Origin of the sequence: Mesorhizobium sp. M1D.F.Ca.ET.043.01.1.1 (genome assembly GCF_003952385.1) — a bacterium.
In the GTDB taxonomy this organism is placed as follows: domain Bacteria; phylum Pseudomonadota; class Alphaproteobacteria; order Rhizobiales; family Rhizobiaceae; genus Mesorhizobium.
Map to the genome: position 1 here is coordinate 6952295 of NZ_CP034444.1, position 19889 is coordinate 6972183.

At 60.6% G+C, this 19889-nt stretch carries 21 protein-coding genes; 13 read left to right on the top strand and 8 right to left on the bottom strand.

What is annotated here, in order from left to right; translation table 11 throughout:
- Positions 1 to 457: 457 nt before the first annotated feature.
- Both EJ067_RS33540 and EJ067_RS33545 read right to left on the bottom strand, forming a co-directional pair.
- Positions 458 to 697 carry a DUF982 domain-containing protein gene (locus EJ067_RS33540; protein ID WP_245468108.1) on the bottom strand — a complete coding sequence of 80 codons (240 nt, stop codon included), beginning with the start codon at positions 695 to 697 and terminating at the stop codon, positions 458 to 460.
- Positions 698 to 945: 248 nt separating this feature from the next.
- Positions 946 to 1236: a DUF982 domain-containing protein gene (locus EJ067_RS33545; RefSeq protein WP_126089330.1), complete on the bottom strand. Its 291-nt coding sequence runs from the start codon at positions 1234 to 1236 to the stop codon at positions 946 to 948.
- 425 nt (positions 1237 to 1661) lie between these two features.
- Here EJ067_RS33545 and EJ067_RS33550 point away from each other — a divergent pair, with 425 nt between their 5' ends.
- From EJ067_RS33550 to EJ067_RS33580, 7 genes are all read left to right on the top strand, one after another.
- Positions 1662 to 2123, top strand: a complete 462-nt coding sequence (locus EJ067_RS33550; RefSeq protein WP_126089331.1) for a MucR family transcriptional regulator — start codon at positions 1662 to 1664, stop codon at positions 2121 to 2123.
- Positions 2124 to 2153: 30 nt separating this feature from the next.
- The gene (locus EJ067_RS33555) at positions 2154 to 2369 is read left to right on the top strand and encodes a hypothetical protein (RefSeq protein WP_126089332.1); all 216 of its coding nucleotides are present in this window, start codon (positions 2154 to 2156) and stop codon (positions 2367 to 2369) included.
- A 299-nt stretch (positions 2370 to 2668) separates the two neighbouring features.
- Positions 2669 to 4258 carry an MFS transporter gene (locus tag EJ067_RS33560; protein ID WP_245468374.1) on the top strand — a complete coding sequence of 530 codons (1590 nt, stop codon included), beginning with the start codon at positions 2669 to 2671 and terminating at the stop codon, positions 4256 to 4258.
- Positions 4259 to 4580: 322 nt separating this feature from the next.
- A complete protein-coding gene (locus EJ067_RS34860) occupies positions 4581 to 4991 on the top strand; it encodes a hypothetical protein (RefSeq protein WP_189510247.1) in 411 nt (136 codons plus the stop codon).
- A 209-nt stretch (positions 4992 to 5200) separates the two neighbouring features.
- Entirely contained in the window at positions 5201 to 6169 is a 969-nt protein-coding gene (locus EJ067_RS33570) for an NAD-dependent epimerase/dehydratase family protein (protein WP_126089334.1), read from the top strand.
- Between the two features lie 313 nt (positions 6170 to 6482).
- Positions 6483 to 6671, top strand: a complete 189-nt coding sequence (locus tag EJ067_RS34865) for a hypothetical protein (protein ID WP_189510248.1) — start codon at positions 6483 to 6485, stop codon at positions 6669 to 6671.
- 225 nt (positions 6672 to 6896) lie between these two features.
- Positions 6897 to 7298 carry a hypothetical protein gene (locus tag EJ067_RS33580; RefSeq protein ID WP_126089335.1) on the top strand — a complete coding sequence of 134 codons (402 nt, stop codon included), beginning with the start codon at positions 6897 to 6899 and terminating at the stop codon, positions 7296 to 7298.
- A 498-nt stretch (positions 7299 to 7796) separates the two neighbouring features.
- Here the strand turns inward: EJ067_RS33580 and repC are convergent, their stop codons facing one another.
- The 3 genes from repC to repA form a co-directional block, all read right to left on the bottom strand.
- Positions 7797 to 9002 (bottom strand): plasmid replication protein RepC, encoded by a 1206-nt coding sequence (gene repC, locus EJ067_RS33590; protein WP_126089846.1) that lies wholly within the window; start codon positions 9000 to 9002, stop codon positions 7797 to 7799.
- 156 nt (positions 9003 to 9158) lie between these two features.
- On the bottom strand, positions 9159 to 10157 hold the full coding sequence (gene repB / locus EJ067_RS33595; protein ID WP_126089336.1) for a plasmid partitioning protein RepB: 999 nt from the start codon (positions 10155 to 10157) through the stop codon (positions 9159 to 9161).
- Entirely contained in the window at positions 10154 to 11368 is a 1215-nt protein-coding gene (gene repA, locus EJ067_RS33600) for a plasmid partitioning protein RepA (protein WP_126089337.1), read from the bottom strand. The genes repB and repA overlap by 4 nt, the downstream gene beginning before the upstream one ends.
- A 501-nt stretch (positions 11369 to 11869) precedes the next feature.
- On the opposite strand from repA, the gene EJ067_RS35750 reads away from it, so the two are divergent.
- Complete coding sequence (locus tag EJ067_RS35750; RefSeq protein ID WP_281033959.1) at positions 11870 to 12001, top strand: hypothetical protein; 132 nt, start codon at positions 11870 to 11872, stop codon at positions 11999 to 12001.
- Positions 12002 to 12379: 378 nt separating this feature from the next.
- On the opposite strand, the gene EJ067_RS33615 is transcribed toward EJ067_RS35750, so the two are convergent.
- Positions 12380 to 12589, bottom strand: coding sequence for a hypothetical protein (locus EJ067_RS33615; protein WP_126089339.1), 210 nt, complete (start codon positions 12587 to 12589; stop codon positions 12380 to 12382).
- Positions 12590 to 12876: 287 nt separating this feature from the next.
- Positions 12877 to 14007, bottom strand: coding sequence for a site-specific integrase (locus EJ067_RS33620; protein WP_126089340.1), 1131 nt, complete (start codon positions 14005 to 14007; stop codon positions 12877 to 12879).
- 224 nt (positions 14008 to 14231) lie between these two features.
- Between EJ067_RS33620 and EJ067_RS33625 the strand changes: the two genes are divergently transcribed.
- From EJ067_RS33625 to EJ067_RS33645, 5 genes are all read left to right on the top strand, one after another.
- Positions 14232 to 14510 (top strand): DUF1778 domain-containing protein, encoded by a 279-nt coding sequence (locus EJ067_RS33625; protein WP_125005424.1) that lies wholly within the window; start codon positions 14232 to 14234, stop codon positions 14508 to 14510.
- Positions 14507 to 15046 (top strand): GNAT family N-acetyltransferase, encoded by a 540-nt coding sequence (locus tag EJ067_RS33630; RefSeq protein ID WP_126089341.1) that lies wholly within the window; start codon positions 14507 to 14509, stop codon positions 15044 to 15046. The genes EJ067_RS33625 and EJ067_RS33630 overlap by 4 nt, the downstream gene beginning before the upstream one ends.
- 396 nt (positions 15047 to 15442) lie before the next feature.
- Positions 15443 to 16828 (top strand): transposase family protein, encoded by a 1386-nt coding sequence (locus EJ067_RS33635; protein ID WP_245468109.1) that lies wholly within the window; start codon positions 15443 to 15445, stop codon positions 16826 to 16828.
- Positions 16819 to 17742, top strand: coding sequence for a TniB family NTP-binding protein (locus EJ067_RS33640; RefSeq protein WP_126089342.1), 924 nt, complete (start codon positions 16819 to 16821; stop codon positions 17740 to 17742). Before EJ067_RS33635 ends, EJ067_RS33640 begins: the two co-directional genes overlap by 10 nt.
- Positions 17743 to 17753: 11 nt before the next feature.
- On the top strand, positions 17754 to 18872 hold the full coding sequence (locus EJ067_RS33645) for a TniQ family protein (RefSeq protein ID WP_189510250.1): 1119 nt from the start codon (positions 17754 to 17756) through the stop codon (positions 18870 to 18872).
- Here the strand turns inward: EJ067_RS33645 and EJ067_RS33650 are convergent.
- Positions 18805 to 19743: a recombinase family protein gene (locus tag EJ067_RS33650; protein ID WP_126089344.1), complete on the bottom strand. Its 939-nt coding sequence runs from the start codon at positions 19741 to 19743 to the stop codon at positions 18805 to 18807. The two genes, EJ067_RS33645 and EJ067_RS33650, sit on opposite strands and share 68 nt — an antisense overlap.
- Positions 19744 to 19889: the final 146 nt, after the last annotated feature.

Sequence of the window (19889 nt, forward strand, 5' to 3'; positions counted from 1 at the left end):
TCGCGATCACCGCGCGGGCTTTAGCCAAGCGGCCGCAGCTTGCTAGCGGACCCCTTGAGGGTTGATCGTGGAAGATCCGGAACAGGACCAGGAAAGCCATCTCAGAAGAGCGGGGTTGGGTTGCTCCTCATGGACAGCGCCAGTGCATGCCGATCTTGCGAACTGGATGAACGCCAAGGCTCTGTGCCGCTGGCTGGTTGTTAAGGTGAGCTTCCGCCGCCGGCCCACGAACCCGTGCGATCCTCAGAGGTCGCACCACGACATGGCCCGAAACCGCTGAATTAGCGGCGCCTGCTCAGCCACGCTCCCCAATGCAGCGCCTTCGAACCAGAACCGCGCTCGCCGCCGGCGCTACGATGCAGCTCGCTGGGCAGCCGCTCGACACACGCCAGGCGCGATCATGGCGCTGGCGGATCGCAATGGAGAGAGGAAGCGACGCAATGCGCGTCGTAAATTTTCAATCGCTACGCAGGATCTTTGCTTCGAGCGCCGCTGCGACGAAAGCTCTGCGGGCGGCCGGTGGATGGCTCTCACCGCGCAATACGCGCAGACACGCGTCCATCGCTGCCTTGCGCTTTTTCGTTTCACGAGTGAGATCCCGCAGCAAGATCGTGGCCGCGTCATTGACATCGAACACGACACGCTCCGCGGCGTGACGGCTCAGCTGGATAACGACCGGCCGCTCAAATCTGCTCAACTCAGATCTCCCGTTCCCCTCAAGTCGTGCGGCAAGGTCCGCTCGCCCCAGCTCTATGCCTCACCCGAGGTGACGGAGAGAGGCGAACCCGAAGCCCAACTCGATCCCTCGGCGGCTAGCCGATCGCCATAAGCGCTGTCATCCCGGTTTCCGGAATTACCAGCGATGATGGAGATCTTCCGCCCTTGTCCGCGCTCAGTGAAAATCTGGACGGAATACCCCCAAGCTTGGCTACAATCCACCCGTCCCTACGCGCGCCGCTTCTTGCAGGCGGCGATCCACTGCATGGCAGAGATTGAATCTTCGAGGATGGCGACCTGCCTGGCGAAATCGATAAAAGCATGGTGCGCGGCGGTCACGGGCTTATGCCTATCCTCTGCGTCACAGCAAGCCCGAAGAGCGGTCTGGTGGGTCAGATCTCTTTGATCCTCAGGCCAGTCGTTGAGGAAATCGATGGCGTCCGCGAGGCTCGCAATCTCTTGGACGATGTAGGTCGCACGCTTCACGAAAATGGGGCTGCCGAACTCCTCCGCATCCATGCGCTCCTCCCAATTAACGAATCTAGCATTGCACGGCATCCCGCCCCGCAACCACCGCAAATGTGCTGTCCGGACCGAGAGGGTTCAAGGGGCTGGATTGAAGATTTCTCCTTGGCGCAGGTGCCCCGGGGGACGGTGGCAGGATCAGGGCATCAAACGTGCGTAGCAGAGGTTGAGTTTCGCGGGCGTCAAAGGCGCCGATACGAAACCAATTCTGCTCGAAAGCTGTTTCATGAATCCCTGGACCCCTTGGCGGGTCCGATCGATTTTCTGCCGGAAGCTGTCCTTCAGGGTAGAATCATCGTGTGCCTCAGGCCCGCAAATTTGGGAACCAGTGCTACGGGAGCCCTGACTTTGATTGCATTCTGTGGCTGCCTTCATTAATAAAACCGATCCGCCGCCGTTTATCAAAGCAGGAGCATTGCGTGACAGAAGAAGCCGAAAACAATACTGACGCCCTCATCGAGCTTACCGCCGAAGTCGTGTCGGCCTATGTGTCGAACAATCCACTCCCGGTAGGTGAGCTTCCGGCTCTAATCGGCCAGGTGCATGCTGCGTTGAAGGGCACGATGGGCGGCCCGGTGGCGAAGCCTGAGGACCTCAAGCCTGCCGTTCCCATCAGGAAGTCGGTCACGCCCGACTACATCATCAGCCTGGAGGATGGAAAGAAGTTCAAGTCGCTGAAGCGTCATCTGGCGACCCACTATGGTCTGACGCCCGAAGAATACCGGGCGAAATGGGGACTATCGGCAGACTATCCGATGGTTGCCCCGAACTATGCCGCCGCGCGCTCAGCTTTGGCGAAGACCATGGGCCTCGGCAGAAAACCCAATGAGGCCCAACAGACCGCACCGGCAAAGAGGACCCGCAAAAAGCCGGCTTCCTGATCGTCCGCTTGCTTGTTGGCCATGTGCCGTTTGAAAGGCGGGATCTCCGGCTTCGCCTTCGAGCAGAACGAGACCGGCATCTCTGCGATCCCCAGCGAACTCGCCTACGTCCCGCAGCGTTCTGCCACGATCGTGGAGAAGGCCTTCTGTGTCTGCTGGGCCTTGGGACGGCTCGTGCCAGGCCTCAAAGTGAAAGCTCAGCATGCCTGCAGGGGCCACCGGACCATGACGATGCTGCCCGGCTGATCCGACAGGGGAAAGCCGAAGGGTCCTCAAGGTGCATAGTGTAGATTTTCTGTGCCAGCGTGCTTTGGTGATGTCTTCGAAGGCAAGGTGACCCGGCTCGGGTCTGGGTCTCGTCTGCAAAACACCTATGGCCGCATTCGTCGGAGGCAAAAGAGTTTCTCTCAATTTTGCCAGCCGCCACGGTTCAGTCGAGATTACATGCGAGACGGCCGATAACGGAAAGCAAAGGCTCGCAAAAAATGAGTAGAGTGGCTGGATCAGTTGAAGATTTGGCTGCGCCGACGACGTTTGCGCCCCTCATGCAGCCAACCTTTCGTTCGATCTGGCTCGCCACCCAGGTTTCGAGTCTCGGCTGGTTGATGCAGACAGTCGCCATTAGCTGGCTGATGGCGACAATCTCGACTTCCGATCTGATGGTGGCGCTGGTGCAGGCTTCGTCCAACCTGCCCGCGTTCATCTTGTCCGTGTTCGCCGGGGCTCTGGCCGATAATTTCAGCCGTCGCCGGGTCATGTTCGCCGGCCGCTGCCTGATGGTGATAGCCTCTGCGATGCTCACTGCGTCCGTCGCGCTGGGCTTTGTCAGTCCGTGGATGATCCTCGGCTTCAGCTTTCTCATCGCATGCGGCGGCGCTCTCAACGATCCCGCGTGGCAGGCTTCGGTTGGCGATATCGTTGATCGACGCGATGTCCCCGCTGCCGTGACCCTGCTCTCCGTCGGCTTCAACACCGTCCGGACAGTGGGCCCGGCACTCGGCGGCATCGTGGTTGCATCGTTTGGGCTTTTGGCAGCTTTCACCGTGACCACCCTCACCTATCTGGTCCCTCTTGCCACCATATGGCGCTGCAAGTGGAAGGTTCGCTCCTCCCCGCTTCCACGCGAGTCGATGAGGACGGCGATCTATGACGGGCTGCGCTTCACGGCGATGTCATCGGAAATCAAGGCGGCGATCGCTCGCGGGACCCTGTTTGGGCTGGCGAGCATCGCCATTCTCGCGCTGCTGCCGCTGGTTGTCCGTGACCAGCTGGGCGCAGGACCACTCGCCTATGGCACGCTGATGGCCGGCTTCGGCACAGGCGCCGTCTTCGCCGGCATCTCCAACAGCACATTCAGACGGAGCTTGTCGCAAGAACGGCTGATGAGGCTCTCCTGCATCGCCTGCGCGGCATGCTCTCTTTCCCTTGCCCTGACCTCTTCGATTGCCGTAGCCGCAATTGCGCTCGCCTTGGGCGGCGCGGGCTGGGTCACCGCCTGGTCCGGAGTTGGCGTGAGCGTGCAGCTGGCGAGCCCGCGCTGGGTCGTGGGGCGCACGATTTCAATCTACTACGCCTTGATAGACGGCGGCATCGCGGCCGGCAGTTGGGTGTGGGGCACTGTCGCCGAGACCCATTCATTGACCTGGGCGCTTGAGGGTTCTGCCGGTGCGCTTTTGCTCGTCGCTGTAGCCGGCGTTCTGTTTCCCCTGCGCGAACGCCACGATTCCGAACCCGATCCCTTGGAGGCATTCGACGCTCCCGCTGTTGCTCTCAATTTGAAGCCGAGAAGCGGCCCGATCGTGGTCAAGGTCGAATATCTGATAACCGAGAAAAATGTCGAGGCCTTCCTCGACCTCATGCGGCAGCGCAGGCATGTCCACAGCCGCGTCGGTGCACGCAACTGGACGCTCCAGCGTAACCTTCAGAAGCCTATGCAATGGACGGAGACATTCCGCACGCCGACCTGGACGGACTACCTTCGCCTCAACCATCGTCTCACGGAAGTAGACAAGGAACTGGACGAGCGTGTCCTTCAGTTGCACGCAGGAGAGGCAGCTCCTCAAATGACGCTTTCGATTGAGCGGCCGACAAGCTCACCCCGCAAACGCGCAATCCTCCCACTTCCCCGTCATTGAAGCCTGACCGGCACATCAGGGCACCAGCGATTTTAATATTGGCGCTCAAATGGTGTGGGGCGACGCGGAAGAACCACCGGGATCCGATGGTCAGCGGCGCAGATCTACAACAGGCGGTCTCGGACGCGTGGTTCCCAATATCCTGTGTCGGCCACAGAAAGCGAAGACCAGTTCCATCCGGCAGGATCTGGTTTCTACAGCGTGCCGGAAGCGGGCACCATGTGCGTGCGTGCTGGATGTGGAAAAATGCGTGGGGCGGGTGGACGAAGGCACGCGATGGGCTTAGACGACGTTCGCAATCCCCCAGGTCCGCCGAGAGCACATGAAGCAGCAGCGACCCTTTGTCGTCGAGATCAAACAAAAGCGTGGCCTCCTGAAGCGACCGGAGTCGATATGGGCGGGCATCGACCTGGCCGCCATCGCGAACGATGTCGCTAAAGCCAACACGAAAGCTGCGGTCGCTGAGGCAGCGCCGCAGCCGATTGATCCTGGCGAAGATGTCTCTCAGCCCGTGTTCACCACCGCTGAAGTAGCATCCGACGCCAACAACATGATCATGCCCGACATATCGCTTCCTGAGCCCGCAACGCTTGAGGAAGCATCGGTTCCGGATGCATCGCACGCACCGCCTCGCCGCAGGAAGCGGTGGCAGAAAGATGTTCCTCTGCCGCGCGGTGAACGATGGAAGCGGCGCCTCCCGCGGGTGCTGCGCCAGACCCGGGCTGTGCGGTAGGTCGACTGCGCCACGATTGAAGCTGCAGTGCCGAACTGTCCCATGACAAACGAAGGAAAAACGCTGAGCCTGGAATAGACCAGCACGGAACTATCGCCGCGTGCTAATTTTTGAATTTGAAGTTCCTTAGCCCGCCTCGCTGATCGGCCTATTCTCAATCGAAGCGACGCAGCTGCGGGTCCACAATCAACGCCATCGAGAGACCTTTGATGACAAAGCGGGCTTTGGTGATTGGAGGCTCTGGTTTTGTCGGGGGCCATTTGGTTCCCGCACTGCTCCACGACCAATTTCACGTCAGCGTGCTCAACCGTGGGCATAAAGTCACGGGAGGCGCGGAGCAATTGACGGCGGACCGTACCGATGGTGATCAGCTCTTTCAGATCGCTCAACAGGTGCCCGGGTTTGACGTCGTCTTCGATACGTCTTCTTATAATTTCCAAAGCACAAAAACCGCCTGGGATGCCTTTTCTGGCGTGACACAGCGCTGGATTCACCTTAGCAGCGCGGCTGTCTACAAAGAGACACCAGGTAGATGCCCTGCCGAGGGCGATCCTATCGGTGGAGCAGCAATATGGGCGGACTATGGTTTCGAAAAGGCCGCCGCTGACGCATTTCTCACAGACCAGGCAGAACGGCTCCCGGTTACAATTTTTCGTCCCCCTTATCTGTATGGGCCAGGCAATGACAACGACCGGGAATCGTTCATATGGGCGCGCTGCCTACAGGGGCGGCCAGTCATAATCCCCAAAAACGGTGAAACGCGGATCCAGTTTCTACATGCCGAGGATCTCGCTGACATTATGGTCCACGCTTCGACGTCAGAAGCGCGCGGCGCGCAAGTATTCAATGTCGCAAGTGAGGAGCGCATGAGTTTGAGGGAGTGGGTCAACTTAGTCGCAACTGCCGCCGGCTTCGCTGATCCCGGTATTCTCGCCGGAGATCAAGCTGATGACTATATGCCGCGTCAGTATTTTCCATTCCGGGATTATCCCTGCTGCGTCGATGTCCAATTCCTGATGAAGAGCTTCGAATGGCGGCCGCGTCTTGGCCTATTCGACGGATTTCGTCAGACATTCGAAACACAAGACATCCAACATTTGGCGAGTAAGCCTCTCGACAGCGAGACAGAGCAGACGATTCTCGCGCGGATACAGAGCTGCGATCTAACCCACCTTTGACGCTGGAGTTATGGCTTGACAGCGCAACCTTCCAAATAGGGGTTGGCGGAGGTACCTGGGCATCGGATCACCAGTGATTTGCTTGCCAAGGTGGGTTTCAATCTGAGCCGCGGGGGAATTTGGCGGCCAGGTAGGAGCAAGCGCTGAACCGGCTAGAGCCGGCCGAAATGACCTGAGCTACGGAGCTTCGCCAGCAGGATGCTGGCCGTTCCGCGGCAGTCAACCCTCGCTGCTCACTCAGCGGAGACGCATTCCAGGCAGCCAATTCTGCCACCAAAGGAGTGGTGTCTCCGTTTATCGACGCGCATCTGAGTTGTCCGTTCCTCCCCATCACGATTATTGCTGTGCCGGTCACGCCATATCCGATCGCAGCCATCCGCTCAACGCAGGTATCGCCGTCGATGCGAACATCGAACAGAACCGACCCTGCGGTTTTTTCCGCGGCGTCAGCTACACGATCACCGAACGGTCGATTGAGGCCGCCCTCGATGTTGCCGAGTGACTGCTCAAACAACGCCAATTCAACATGCTCCGCCACCATGGCTGCGAGAGTGCGCGCCGGCCGGCGCAATCGGCAAGACGCCAGCGCTGATTATCCACACGCCAGGCATTCATGCGGCAAGGGAGGCCGCCGTTCTGGCTAGGCACATTTTTCGCGCGTCGGAGAGACCTTGTAAGATTAGCTCCGACTAATATGCTATAGGCAAAATGGTGAGGGGCCAGTTCCATGAAGCAGTTGCTAAGACACATCGCATTGGCGTGGCTTGTGCTGCCTGGCGATGCAGACGCCCATGATTGGTATACGGGCAAGACTGATCCCGTTCTTCACTATGACTGCTGCGGAAACAAGGATTGCCACCCGATCGATTCCAACGACGTCAGGATGACTAAGGACGGCTATTTCGTCAGGCTGCCGCGCCCCGCCTACTTGAACGAACCCCAGGAAGCGGAGTGGTTTATCCCCAGAGAACGTGTCCAGACCTCGCCTGATGATCGATACCATATCTGGGAGCGTCTGATGACGTTTTATCGAACGATCACTCCCCATATGCAGTTCGAGGCCTATCACAGATTCAGGTGGACGTGCTTCTTCGCGCCGATGGGCACTGGCTCGATCCGATCGGAATGAGATCTGCTTCCAGCTTATGATCCACTACCAATCGCTCGGATGCGGATCTACCGTCCGCTGCCCTCGGGCGCGTGCAGGCGCGGCTGCAGCGCAAAAAGCACCCGTCGTACGCCTCTTTCTGAGTCGCGTCAGCCTCCGTTCCTGCGTGTCAGCCCAAACTGATTTCGAACGCGAGCAAGCATCGGTCGGAATGCCGCCTGCGTTGCGGCGGCCGAACCCATGGACATACTGAATTGCGAATTCGAACCATTCCAGAATTGGAGAAGACGATGAGATTTTCGAGAAGGAGGTTTGGCGCCCTCGTGGCCGCTTTTGCGGTGTCCTTGGTTGCTTCTTCCGCCCCTTTCGGGGCCAAGGCGCGCAGTCCGGACGCGGGTAAGCTGCCGTCCAAAATTCCGGAAGGCACTGTGCTTCGCATCGGCGATCCCACCAACGATCGACAAGGCCGCATTGGCTTTGAGCTAGACGCAAAGCGACAAGCTGCGGGATTGGCGATCCTCATCCCGTCATCCTCGCCGTCGCCCCGTTCGCTTTGAGCGCCGCCATCAGCATCGGCCCGACAGAGAACTGCCCTGCCGTCGCCTTTTCGGTCAGTACCCGCAAATAGCCGCCGGCCGAGTTGATGTGCTGCGCCCTTTGCAGGATGCAGGCAATCACGATCGCCGCGATCTCCTGGCCCATCACATGGCAAGCCTCCTCATACGCTGACGGCGAAACGCCCAGATATCCCCTCACCTGGGAGGCGGTTATCATGAGATCGCGCCAATTGCTGATCCCATCGACGGCGTAGTCTGCAATTTCGGGGCAGGCCTTCAACACAAGCCCCAGCGGATACGTTTTTTGGGGCTCTGCGGTTCTCGTCCTGGGCTCGGCCGTTGCCCCGCTTTTCTCTAAAGCAGGTTCAAATTCAAAAATAGAGTCGGTATTTGAATCAGATTGCTGCCGCTCGTTTTGAGAGTCATTGCCGCTCGGATTCGTGGATTTCATATGGGTTTCCAGCAGCTTATCAACATCATCGCGCAAGGCGGCCAGATCGGCAACGATAGGCTCTAGCTCGGCAATGCCAGCTCGGCGCGGAATTGCCTCCACGACGACGCGGAACCGCTTCCATAGGCCTCGCCAGTCGCCCGGGACACCTTCGTCAAGGGCCGCGTCTATGAGCTTGTGGATGTCACGGCGGTGCAAGGTGATCCGCTCGCGCATAAGCCTGAGCGCCCGGTTGTCGGCACGAACACGCTCAGCGGCCGCCTCGAACTCGTAAGCACGGGCCAGCAGCGGCGCCAGGGAGAAGCCGAAGGCTTCCTCGATCTCCCCTCCCCGGCCCTTGCGGGCGTAACGCTTGCCGTTCGGGCTATCCCGACGGATGATCAGCCCGCAGTCACCAAGAGCCGCTAGGTGTCGTCTGACGGTGGGCTCCGGCATTCCGTGCGCCCTGAGCGACAACTGTGCGTTCGAGGGAAAGACGATGAGGTCGTTCTCCTCACTCAATTCACTGTCAGGGTAGAAAGACAGCAACGCATTCAGGACGGCCAGAGCACGATCGCCGATGCCGACGATGCTCTTGCCTTCGCAGAGGTTGCGGTAGATCTGCCACTTGTCGACGACCCTGCCTTTGGGGATCTCACGTGACTCGTTTTGCGCCGCCAGCATGGCAAGCGACATCGGCCGCCGCCCAAAGGGCGTCGTTGCAATACCCGTCTCCATTTCTTCCTTCACCTTCAATTAGGCAAAAGAAATTCGTCCGCCGAACCGGCGCTTAAAACGCTTGACACTGATTCGCGGAAATGAGATTCTCGAATTGTCTAGAGACGAGAAGGGCTTCCGCTACGGTGACGTTCGGGGGCCTTTTTCTTTTGCGGTTTACTCCTGCTTCGGTTTCCTGTTTGCCTGCCAGTCGGCATAGAGGTCGTCCAGCCGTTCTGTCAGATATGCGCCGAAGCCCTCATCGGCTTCGGCAGTCCTGAGAGAGAGCGTATATGCCCTCCCGGTGTCCTTGATCTTTGCCGCGACCTTGCCGCCGTTCGGTCTCCACTCCCTGATTATCTGTTCTCGCTGCGGCTTCTTCGAAACCTCAGCCAAAACTATCATGAAGCGTTCGTCCGAGCCCAAGGCCTCGAATTCGGGTCTGTGGGTGGCATTTCTTGCGGCTTCCAGCGCTTTGGAATCAGTGATCTTTTCGGCAATATCCATCCACCTACGGCGGCCCATAGAGGGTGCGGCACCGATGGCTTTGACCAGGCTGCCCGGAATGCCCCTGGCGACGGACAACAGTTTCGACAGTTCCGTCTTGTCAGTGCTTAACGCCTGCATGATCAGATCGCGGCCGAACCCGTGTGTTTCGAGGCTTAAGGCGAAGACCGCTCTCTCGATGTAAGAGAGATCCTTTCTCGCAGTGTTTTCGATGCCTTGTGCGACGACGAGTTCATTGTCCGATAATGGCCTGACAACCGCCCTTACCTTCCGCCTCAGGAGCCGGACAGCGCGAAGCCTCCTATGGCCATAGGCAACCTGATATCGTCCTTCGAGATCGGGGTGCTGCCTGACGAGGATGGGCACTTCCTGGCCGTTTTCCTCGATCGACCTCACAATATCGTCCGTAGCGCTTACCTCGCCGTCGAGGCGATCACGCACGAATGAGCCGTCAATGAGTTCGGGATCGAGTTCGACAACCCTCTCGCCGGACTTCAAAGCTTCTCGAAGTTCTCTGGCTTCCTGGTCCATGCGGTCGAGGGCAAGTCCCATCGTCCTTACGGGCCCCGCCAGAACACGACCGCCATTCGTCTCTTTGGAAAAGTTGGCCGCGGCCAACTCTCGCGTCGTATCGGCAAATATTCCGTTTAGAACGTCTCGCCTGCTCATGGCCGCCCCCATGCCTTTTCGATGCCGGCGAGGATTTCCCCGTTGACTGCATCAAGGGATTCGATTGCCCTGTCGAATGTTGAGCGGCGGACTTGTCCTCGTTCGATTTCATAGAGTGTCTGTTTCGTAAGCCCGGCATCGGCGATCGCCGTCGATTTCAGGACTGTCGCCGCCAAAACCTCGTCCCCGAAGAGACTTCTCAGCAGGGCAACGATCTGGGCTTGCGGACCATCGTGCGGCTCATGGCGCGTTATAACATACCGAATGAAATCGTGGTTCAGATCGCCGCCTGCATTCCGGACGACCGACAGAAGGTCGGAAGTCATGAGCAGAAACTGCGACATTGACGCCACGTCGACCATCTGAGGATGGACGGTGATCAGAAGCGATGTCGCTGCGCAAACCGCACCAAGTGTCAGGTACCCGAGTTGCGGCGGGCAATCGATCACCACAACGTCATAATTGGCTTCGGCTTCGGCCAGGGCCATGCCGACGCGCCGAAAGAAAATTTCGCTATTGCTTGTTTTCCGCTGCTCCATCAGCGCAGTCGGAGTTTCGTGCTCGAACTCCATCAGTTCCAAATTTCCGGGAACGAGGTCGAGGCCAGCGAAGTACGTTTTTCTGATTATTTCCTTCAGCGGCCGCCGTTTCTCGTCGTAACGGATCGCACCATAGAGGGTATCGCCTTCCGCAAGATCAAACTCCGGCTGAACACCGAGCATCGACGACAACGAAGCCTGCGGGTCGAGATCAACCGCGAGAACGCGATATCCCTGCAGGGCAAGATACTGTGCGAGGTAGATGGATGTCGTTGTCTTTGCACTGCCGCCCTTGAAGTTGGCGACGGCAATCGTCTGGAGCTTGTCGCCTCTCTGCCGCCACGGAAGGTAAGTGAGGGCATCCTTCGGCTTGATAGAAGCCATGTACTGACGCAACTCATGAATTTGGGCGAGTGAGTACGAACGTCGCCCCGTCTGGGACACCTCCGGCGAAGGGCCTTTGCCATCTATTGAAAGCTGCCGTAGATAGCCGTCTGATACTCCGACGAGCTGAGCGGCCTCGCCGGAGGTGAAAGTCTTCAACAGCTTCTGGGAGGACGGTGGGAATAGGCGCTCTCGCAATAACTGCAGCTGCATAGACAGCTGGCGCGCATGATGAGCAATTCGCGCGTCGGAAGAAATGGCCGTCGATACGTTTTGAGTCTGCAACATCGATTTCCCCTTTCGATGCGTTTTTTAGCGGCGAATTGCTAAAAAACCGTATCGAAGATTGCACGATTCGGTAACCATGCCAAGAACACTTATGATTCAACGGTTTCCGGCGAGCCACGGTCAAAAGTTGGCCGCGGCCAACTGCTTCTTTCGTGCGAATCGTTTGACGCCAATAGTGCCTACTGTCGCGGTCGAACTGCAAAGTTGGCCGCGGCCAACTCTCCGTTCTAACTTCGCTTGAAACGAAACCCCGACTCAAACTGCTGGAGCCGACACCGCTGCACTCTCTGCACGAACGCAGCCTCCCACAAGTTTGCTCCAGTGTGCTGGTCGCCACCTGCGCTGGGCCACTATCCGGGGCGATCGAGCCACCACTGCAGCGCAGTCACCAGCCAGCCGGCGAGCAGCACGAAAACGTCTGTGTCGTCTTGGTGCGGCCTTATCGACGGACGGGGCAGTATTTCGCTCTCAGGTGCCTTGGGATCGCGCCGGCTCGGGCTCTTGCTCGACCAGCTGTTCGACGCGGAGAGCGGCAATCACGCTGCGACGACGGCCGCCAGACGCGAAATCCATCAGCAAAACGGCACAGTCGCGGACGTCGAGATGAGCCAGATCAAACGGCGGCGCGAGTGAACCGGTCCGTTTTATAGAAGACCCCACATAGAAGCGCTTGATAGGCGCCAGCGGGTGCCAAGATGTAGACCGCCCATCCCCGTTCTGCAGAACGGTACAAGCTAATGACAGAGCTGCTCGATTGGATTGTTAAGAGCCCGTCTAGCGGCCAAATATAGTTCCGGTTCCCTGAGCCGTCGCGGTCGGCGTCGGAATCGAGTCGAGATAGATTGAAGGTCGCCGTTCGGCTATTTCGAGCGCGAGCGAGGTCTTGCCAACCTGGCGTGGTCCAAGCAGCGCGACGGCGGGCATACTGTCCAAATGCGCCGCTCGATCTGTGAGCCCGCGTGCCGCCGTCGTTTCCGTTGGCGCAGCTAGTCGTGCCGGCCAAGCGGTGGCTCATTCATCGCCTGCGAGACCGTCGAACGCCTCGATCAGCGCATCGACGATCGCCTGGCCGAGCGCCTGTGCTGTCTCGGCGATCTGGGCTTCGTTTCCATTGCGGGCCGCGGTGGCGAGTTCCGAACCCTGATCCGTCAGGATCGCATTGGACCTGTCGATCGCCCATTGCGCAAAATCGTCCCGGCCGTCAATTATCCTGGTTTCCATGGATGCCCACTCCCGCGTTTAGGTTTGTTTAGCCCATTTGGGCTACGACGAAGGTGCGCGATGGGTATTGCGTTCGCGCCAAAACACTCCTCGCTGCTTGCCGCATCAGGCTCGCTGGGCAATCCTTTGCGCCTGACGTAGATTTCGCTGCTGACTCGCGACATCGGCCGATATGGGACCTATTTCCGTCGTTGAGACTGATCATGCCAGGCCCTTGACGGAAAAGAACTCGTTTTCGATCCAAAAGGGCAAGGGGAGGGCCTTCTCTATCTCCTAAGCCACATCTCCTACAGCCCACTCGCCTTGGTGAGGTTGACGCGGAACCTGTCTCTGCGGCGCTGATAGCGGCGGGTCATCTCGGCGCTGGTATGGCCGAGTTGCTTCTGTACATAGCGCTCATCGACTTCGGCCGAGGAGGCGAGGCCAGCCCGCAGCGAATGGCCGGCAAAGACCTTTGCTCGTTCGCCTTCCGACAGATCGCCGCGTACGCCGGCCGCCAGCGCAGTGCGCTTGACCAGGCGGGCAACCTCTTGGTCGTTGAGCCGATCGGCGCCGACTGCCTTGCCTTGGCCGGTCACGCGCCGGAACAGCGGTCCGTGTGCGATACGGGCGAGCTTGAGCCAGGTCTGCACCGCGACAACCGGGCAGGTCGTGTCGGACGAACCGCGACCTACTTCGACCTCCCTCCAGCCGGTCTTGCCGCGAAGGGAAACGAGCATGCCCTTGTCGAGGATCTCGATCCAGCCGCGGCCATCCTCGGTCTGGTCGCGGCCGACATCCAGCGCCACGATCTCAGAGCGACGCAGGCCGCCGGCAAAGCCGATAAGCAGCATGGCGCGGTCGCGCAGGCCGCGTAGGCTTCCGCGGTCGAGGGTTTCAAGCATCGCGATCAGATCCTCCGGCAGGATCGCCTCCTTCTGCCGGGGCGGGGCGGCGTGTCTGTTGCGAATGCCGGCCATCACCGTGGCGATATGACGGTCTTTTCTATCGAGAGCCTGGCCGCGCTGGGCGTAATTCCAGGTCAGTGAGGAGAGCCGACGTTCGATCGACGACACTGAGCTCGGCTTCTTGTCGCCGGTCGCGGTGCCTGACGCTTGAGCCGTGATGTAGAGGCCGACCGCCTGTGGATCTGGCGGAAACGTCTCGATGCCTTGCCGGTGGCACCAACTGGAAAAATGCTTCCAATCGGATGCATAGGCCCGCCGCGTGTTGGCCGAGCTCGCTGCCTCGACATAGTCGCGGACGCGATCAGCCAACCCTTCAAGGTGACTCGGAAGCCGACTCTTCTCCCTGGTCGGCGCTGGCAGGGGAGGGAAGGGGAGAGCCTTATCATCCTCTGTGCCGCGCCCCATTTCCATCACTATATCCACGATGTCCGGGAGATCGTTCTGGGCCTGCTTTTCGGAGCTGTTGGTCATGTCGGGATTCTAACGTGATTTGGCTGGCAGTGGCGAGAGGCGATGGCGACATCCGTGCGGCTGGATTGAATGCCTTCTGACGGTCCTTCCGTTTGGAGCGCCATTTGTTAAAGTGGGAACCTGTACGCCTTTAAGACGTATATACTTGACACATAGGGCGCAATCCAGCTACGCTGCAACCCGTCAACTCAAATGAAGATAACAGGAGTGAAGAAGGGTTTGTTATGCCTCGGGCAGCGATTGAAGCGAATGAACGGATGAACCTGCGGGTGGCGGCGCAACAGAAGGCGACGCTGATGCGGGCAGCCGCGCTGGTGCATGCGGATTTGACGGAGTTCGTCACCCGTGCGGCCCTGCGCGAGGCCGAAGCGGTAATCAAGAGCGCCGAGAGGATAGAGGTCTCGGAACGGGATTTCCTGCGCATTCTGGAGCTTTTGGACAACCCGCCGCCGCCTAACGAAAAACTGCGCGCCGCGATCGCCGCCTTGCCGCGTGATCGATGAACCTTCCGGCCTGGCACGAGGAGCCGATCTCGAAGGCGCATGATCGGAGCGACTTCGATTGCGGTGACGCCGACATGAACGACTTCCTGGCCCGTTTTGCGCGCCAGGGCCATGAACAGAACGCCACCAAGACGTATTGCGCGATAGAAACCGCGCGGCCCGGTCGGATCCTTGGATTCTATTCGATCGCGCCGTCGGCAGTCGATCATGCAGCCGTGCCAGCGCGCATGACCAAGGGGCTCGCGCGTCACGATGTCCCGGGCTTTCTGTTGGCGCGGATCGCCACCGACAGATCGATCGCAGGGCAGGGGCTGGGCGGTCAGCTGCTGGCTGCCGCCGCTAGGCGGTGTCTGCGGCTGGTGACGGAGGGCGGCGGCATCCTTTTGATCATCGACGCCAAGAACCAACGCGCGGCTGATTGGTACGCCTCCTTCGGCGCCGAGGCCCTGCAGGGCCACCGCCAAGCTCAGCCGCTTCGACTGGTGATCCATCTGGCAACATTCGCGGCGGATTTGCGGGCCGCTGGCCATCTCTGAGAGCCGTTGTCACTCTTCCTAGATGAGTGGACTGTATGGCATTGTTTTGTAACATTCTTCGCTCATCCTAGTTCGGTGGATTCGTCCAGAATAGGTGGATTCATACCCTGATTTGGTGGACGAAGGCGAGGGCGACGGAATAGGTCGTAACCCCGACAGCTCGCGGCCGACGATGCCGACTGGGGCAGGGCGGTAGAGCGCGAGGCTATCATTCGCCCTCTGGCGTCTAAGGGTCGCTTGTCCCCTGCCGATATAGGCCTTGCGTGCCGTCAGCTTGGTGTAAGGCGGGCATGTCTTTATGAGCTTCTCGGACGATACCGGGCCGCTCCTGTGACGAGTTCGCTGCTTGGCCACAATCCCGGTCCGGCGAAAGGACGCCGGCGCCTGTCGGAAGACATGGAGGCGCTCATCGAGACCGCTATGCAGGACACCTACCGCAAGCGGGAGAAGCCTTCGGTCACCGCCCTGCATGACCGTGTTCGAGAATTGTGTCGCAGCCGCGGGGAGGTCGCGCCCTCCTGGAAGTCGGTAAGAGCCCGCGTGAAGCTTGCCGATCCGCGGCTACTGATGCGTGATCGGGAAGGGGCAAAAGCCGCGCGCGAACGGTTTGATCCCGTAGTGCACGAATATCGCGCCGATCATGCACTTCACATCGTCCAGATCGATCACACATTGGTGGATCTGTTTGTGGTTGATGCCGTGCATCGCCGGCCCCTTCAGCGGCCCTGGCTGACGCTGGCCATCGACGTTGCAAGCCGCATGGTGGCGGGGTCCTATCTCACGCTAGAAAATCCGTCATCGGTTTCTGTCGCGCTTTGCATCCAGCATATGGTGATGCCGAAGGAGCCTTGGCTCGAGGCTCGGAATGTTCAGGCGGCGTGGCCGGTTTTCGGCCTGCCTGACGTGATCCACGTCGACAACGGCAAGGAATTTCATGGAAGGGCGCTGGCCAGAGGGACGGTGGAGCATGGCATTGCCCTTGAGTACCGGCCCGTCTTGCGGCCGCACTATGGGGGCCATATCGAGCGACTGATCGGCACGATGATGGGTGCGGTCCGCCTGCTTCCCGGCACGACGTCGAGTGACGTCGCCGCCCGCGGCTCCTACGATCCGCAAAAACATGCCGCAATGACGCTCGACGAACTGGAAGAGTGGCTCGCGCTTCAGATTGTCGGTCGCTACCATGCCGAGATTCACAGCAGCCTGCAGCTGCCGCCCATCAGTGCGTGGGACGACACCGTAGCGGCGCGTCGGCATCCCCTGCGACTGCCCCATGATCGCGAGCGGTTTCTTCAGGATTTCCTGCCCTTCGAGGAGCGCAGCATCCGACGCGACGGCGTGCATCTGTTCGGTCTCCACTATTGGGACGATGTGTTAAGTCCCTGGGCAGGCCGGTCTGCTCGCAAGATGCGCGTCAGATATGATCCGCGCGACCTGTCGTGCGTGTTTGTGGAAGGCCCCGATGGCACGAACTGGCCGGTCCGGTTTGCCGATCTCAGGCGACCGCGCATTACGCTCGGCGAACACCGCATTGCGCGCGCGGCATTGAAAGAACGCGGCGTCACGGCGGTGGACGAACAGCTGATTTTCGAGACCATCGAAAAACAGCGGCAACTCGTGGACGCAGCCGGACATAAGACCAGGAGGGCGCGCCGGCATGCCGAGCGTCGTGACCGATCGTTGATGGCGACCGCAGACAGGGAGTTTGCCGTGCCGGAAATGGCCCACGACGAAGAATGCGAAACCGATCTACCGTCGTTGGTCGTGGAAGAATGGTCTTGAGCGACTATCCGCATCTGCTGCCCGCTTATCGGTCGCATGCCGCCGTTGACGACGCCGAACGGATTGCCTGGATCCGGGCGGACCGCTGGCTGGAAACCGCGCGGGCGCGCGCGGCGCTGGCGAGGCTGGAGGATCTGCTGTCCTATCCTGCGCGCGACCGCATGCCCTGCTTGCTGCTCTATGGCGACACCCGCTTGGGCAAGACCAAGATCATCCGCAAATTCCTGCGCGATCATCCGGCCTGTTTCGATCAGGGCACCGGCATCACCAGCATGCCCGTCGTGGCCATGCAGATGACGGCCGAACCGCTGGAGCGGGACGTCTATGGCGAATTGCTTAGCGCGCTCGGCGCGCCGGGGCCGATGACGGACTCCACCTATCGTCTGAAGGAGGTTTGCCGGCGCCTTTTGCGCAGCATGTCTGTGCGCATGCCGATCATCGACGAAATCCACGCCATGCTTGCCGGCAGCTTCCGCCAGCAGCGCATATTTCTCAACGTCCTCCGCTTTCTCGCCAACGACCTGAGGGTTCCGCTGATCTGCGCCGGGACCAATCTGGCCCGGCAGGCGCTGCTGACTGATCCCCAGCTCGCCGAGCGTTTCGAGGCCTTCCACCTCGACCGTTGGGCCGATAATTCCCAGCTATCACAGCTTTTGACGAGCCTGGGCGGGATCCTGCCGCTGCGCCGTCCCTCGGATTTGGCAACGACGGCTGTCCGCCGAAAAGTACTCGACCTGACCGACGGCGTGACCGTGCGGATCTTTCGCCTGATGGAGACGGTGGCGGTCGAGGCGATCCGCAGCGGTAGCGAGTGCATCACCGTCGGCAGTTTCGACGGCGACGATCTCGTCCTGCCGCTTGTGACGATGACGCGCCACATGGAAAAGGGGCTGCAGCGCCGGGCGAGCCGGTGAGGCCCGTCCGCGTGCTGCCCGTTGCGCCGCGGCCATTCGACGACGAATTGCTTTCCTCCTGGCAGGGGCGCGTGGCCTGCCGCTACGGATGTACGTGGCGCGACATTGAAAGTTGGCTCGATCCGGACATCCATCCGGGACGGCGAAGCGGTCTGATCGGGCAGGACTTCGACCCCGGCGACGCAATAATCATGCTTTGGGCTCGCGCCTGTCGGATGGATGCGGGCCGGCTTGCTCAAATGGCGCTGCGCCGGCAGGCGCGCGCGCTCAACTGGTACATCCAGGATCGCTGGCACCAAGGCGTTTGTCCCGCGTGCCTCGACGAGGATCACGCAGGCAACCGGGATCATTATCTTCGCCGCGCGTGGGCTCGGGTCGAGGCGATGGTCTGTCCCCGGCATTTGATCATCCTGCAGGACACGTGTGGCCGTTGCTTCGCCCGGGCGGGCTTTCGCTTCGACTGTCGAGAGGGGAGGGCGCGTCTCGCCTGTGGGATCTGCTCGGCTCCTGTGCATTTCGGCGGCGTTGGCGTGGCCGTTTCGGAACGGGAAAGCTTCCTGCTTGAACTCGCCGACACCGTCGCATCGGCCGTCGATGAGGGACCGCAGGGGACGGCGGCCAAAGACATCATGCGCGCCGCGCTGTTGTTGTGGGCGCCGTCGCGGCCAGGCGGAAAGCCTCTCATCGCATGGCTGGGACCCCCGCGCCCGAGAAGCAACGACATGCCGGCCGATTGCACTGACCCGCTCGCCACCGCAGCATTGCCAGGGAGGATGGCAACCCTGTTCGGGATCGCCCGGCTGCTGGACCTGGCCGATGCCAGAAGCCGCATCGGGCCGCCGCCTGCCTTCCTGATGGAAAAATTCGCGCAAGATGACCTGTCGCCTTCTGCCGCGCAGCGGGTCGTGCGCCGGCCGCAGAAGGACGAGTGCCCCGCCGTCACGTACACGCCGCGCTCGGACGCCGAATATCGTGTTTTGGCCGACGAGATCCTTGCCAGCGGTGAATGGAGGGCCGTGCAGGGCGCTGGCCGCATCGTACGAGAGCAGGCGCTGGCGCGCCTCATGACCGAGGCGCTGGATCGGGCACCACGAGCCCGAGCCGACGTGCCCGGTCCAGCAGCGCCTTGACCGAGGAAGCTTGCCACTGGCGCCCGCCACGCGGCGTGCGCTCGTGCATCCGTTCCAACTGAGCTCCGATTTCGAGCAGGGTAAGATCCGGGTCGGCGAGCGCAATACCGGCGACGAGGGTCATCAACCGGTCCTCCGGCGGACGGCGGCGGGCACGTTTGATCAGGGCGGGTTCGGCGATGCGCTCGCGAACCAGCCGATGCACCGCGCGCCGTAGTCGCTCGATCGTCCAGTCGTGGCCTTTTCGGTTGAGCACCCGCACGACGTCGTCCCAACTGTGCTGCGGGCGCAAGCGGCGTACGGTCGGCAACCAGGTTTGCGCCGAGCTGATGAGATCGTCGATATAGGCGCGCTGGCGTGCGGCAGATATTGCCCGGACAGCTTCGGGGCGGCGTTCGCGAAGTCCGGGATTGCCGGCCAGCCGGCCGCGCGCCTTGGCTGCCTTCATGCCAGCCTTGGTGCGTTCGGCGATCAGCGCGCGCTCGAGCTGAGCGACCGCGCCGAGCACCTGCAGCGAGAACACGCCTTGCGGCGTCGAGGTGTCGATCGGATCGCGCAGTGAGCGGAAGTGTGCGCCGCGCGCCTCCAGTTGCTCGATGACCTCCAGCAAGTGGCTGACGGAGCGGGCGAGACGATCCAGCCGCACGACGATGAGAACGTCGCCAGCGGCGATCTCGCGCATCAGCTTGGCCAGCACCGGCCTTGAGCGTGAGGCGCCGGATCCGTGCTCTTGGTGAACGACACGACAGCCGCTGGCCTTGAGCTCGTCGACCTGGGCGTCGTTGAGCTGGTCCTCGGTCGAAACCCGTGCATAGCCGATCAGGCGGCGCGGAAGGGGAGGGGAAATGGGCTGGGTGCGTGAACTGGCCATTTGCGGGGCATTTTTGGGCCGGTTTTTACAGAATTGCAATGTGTCAGGAAACGTTCCTTTGCAGGCGTGTATTATCGACCGATTTGCAGGCCCGTAGAGCGTGATCGAGGTGTTAGGAGGCGCCCAAGGACTCGGAAAGGGTCAAA

Coding starts and splice junctions, on each gene's coding strand:
- EJ067_RS33580 (WP_126089335.1), top strand. CDS start 6,897: ATGAAGCAGTTGCTAAGACACATCGCATTGGCGTGGCTTGTGCTGCCT.
- EJ067_RS33570 (WP_126089334.1), top strand. CDS start 5,201: ATGACAAAGCGGGCTTTGGTGATTGGAGGCTCTGGTTTTGTCGGGGGC.
- EJ067_RS33560 (WP_245468374.1), top strand. CDS start 2,669: ATGCAGCCAACCTTTCGTTCGATCTGGCTCGCCACCCAGGTTTCGAGT.
- EJ067_RS34860 (WP_189510247.1), top strand. CDS start 4,581: ATGAAGCAGCAGCGACCCTTTGTCGTCGAGATCAAACAAAAGCGTGGC.
- EJ067_RS33640 (WP_126089342.1), top strand. CDS start 16,819: ATGGTCTTGAGCGACTATCCGCATCTGCTGCCCGCTTATCGGTCGCAT.
- EJ067_RS33625 (WP_125005424.1), top strand. CDS start 14,232: ATGCCTCGGGCAGCGATTGAAGCGAATGAACGGATGAACCTGCGGGTG.
- EJ067_RS33615 (WP_126089339.1), bottom strand. CDS start 12,589: ATGGAAACCAGGATAATTGACGGCCGGGACGATTTTGCGCAATGGGCG.
- repB (WP_126089336.1), bottom strand. CDS start 10,157: ATGAGCAGGCGAGACGTTCTAAACGGAATATTTGCCGATACGACGCGA.
- EJ067_RS33620 (WP_126089340.1), bottom strand. CDS start 14,007: ATGACCAACAGCTCCGAAAAGCAGGCCCAGAACGATCTCCCGGACATC.
- repC (WP_126089846.1), bottom strand. CDS start 9,002: ATGGAGACGGGTATTGCAACGACGCCCTTTGGGCGGCGGCCGATGTCG.
- EJ067_RS33545 (WP_126089330.1), bottom strand. CDS start 1,236: ATGGATGCGGAGGAGTTCGGCAGCCCCATTTTCGTGAAGCGTGCGACC.
- EJ067_RS33650 (WP_126089344.1), bottom strand. CDS start 19,743: ATGGCCAGTTCACGCACCCAGCCCATTTCCCCTCCCCTTCCGCGCCGC.
- repA (WP_126089337.1), bottom strand. CDS start 11,368: ATGTTGCAGACTCAAAACGTATCGACGGCCATTTCTTCCGACGCGCGA.
- EJ067_RS33635 (WP_245468109.1), top strand. CDS start 15,443: ATGGAGGCGCTCATCGAGACCGCTATGCAGGACACCTACCGCAAGCGG.
- EJ067_RS33630 (WP_126089341.1), top strand. CDS start 14,507: ATGAACCTTCCGGCCTGGCACGAGGAGCCGATCTCGAAGGCGCATGAT.